Source organism: Domibacillus sp. A3M-37, from assembly GCF_024213455.1.
Classification (GTDB): Bacteria; Bacillota; Bacilli; order Bacillales; family Domibacillaceae; genus Domibacillus; species Domibacillus tundrae.
Genome location: NZ_JANAVL010000074.1, coordinates 1 through 747 on the forward strand (window position 1 = coordinate 1; position 747 = coordinate 747).

Below are 747 nucleotides of genomic sequence, written 5' to 3' on the forward strand. Positions count from 1 at the left end.
AAAATCTTCTCTAGTTCTGGGAACGTTAACTGAATAACTTTATGCATACGGCCGCGGATAACGGATAACTCACCGTCCAGTTCACTATAATATCTGGAGAGCGATTTCAGCTGATGGAGAAGCTCGCCTGAATCTTCTTTCTTCCTTCTATCTGTAGTGAAATGAGTAAGTGCCAGTCGATGTGCATCACTCTTATCTGTTTTATGAATCCGCAAGGAATCACATTGTAATTTCGCTTCCAGTGGGTTCAAAAGACAGTAAGTGTACTGATTCTCATTCATAAAACGCTCCAATGGCCTGGAATAGACACCGGTTGCTTCAAATACGATCTCAGGCTGTTCCCCATAACCTTCGGCTAGTTCATCAATCTTTTTCTTTAACCCCTCAAACTCTGTGCGATAATGGTTGATTTCTTCTTCGAACACACAATTTTTTAATGCATTGTAAACAACCATGTAACTTTTACCCATACTGACATCAAATGCGATCACGTGCTTCATACTTATCCTCCTAACTTTGCATGGAAGCCCTCACCTTACACTTATTGATTCCCATTTCTTATACACGATCTCGAAGGATCCAACATACTCAAACCTGATTCAAATAAGGTAAGTGAAGTAGGTCAGTTTTTTAATCGGATTCATGATCCCAAGCTGTTTCCGACCTATTCTTCACTTCCACTATATAAAAAAATAGTAGTGTAAACCAATGCCTTGGCTACACTACTAATCTTAGTATGTTTTTTAA

1 protein-coding gene is annotated in these 747 nt (G+C 39.1%); it reads right to left on the reverse strand.

Going from position 1 to position 747, the window contains the following annotated elements; translation table 11 throughout:
- On the reverse strand, positions 1-500 hold a 500-nt coding region (locus NLX67_RS22610), incomplete at its 3' end, for an IS110 family transposase (RefSeq protein WP_254313639.1).
- Positions 501-747: the final 247 nt, after the last annotated feature.